At 46.2% G+C, this 303-nt stretch carries 1 pseudogene; it reads right to left on the reverse strand.

Features of this window, described 5'->3' with window-relative positions:
* Positions 1-303 (reverse strand): annotated as a pseudogene (locus tag LPKJCM_RS01805) (transposase family protein); the annotation flags it as partial.

Raw genomic sequence — 303 nt, forward strand, 5'->3', positions numbered from 1 at the left:
CGCGCAAGAGCTGACGACCAACGAATGAATCTGAAGTGGATAATTCATTAGCAATGTGTTTGAGAGAAACGGGTTCGGTCAGTTTTTCTAAACATTGTTTCCGGGTCGTATTCGCAATTGTGCAGTGCGCCGGCACTGCACTCGTCTGTGCTAGAAAGTTGGTTTGGCAGGCCTTACAGTGAAAGTATCGCCGATTGAGACATAGGATAACGGTGCTGCCCAATGTTTTAGCAAATCTAATCGTGGTCTTCCGCCAACCATAGCCAATAATTTGATCATCGTTAATGACCCCACAGTTACGAC

The organism is Lentilactobacillus parakefiri (genome assembly GCF_002157585.1).
Lineage (GTDB): Bacteria > Bacillota > Bacilli > Lactobacillales > Lactobacillaceae > Lentilactobacillus > Lentilactobacillus parakefiri.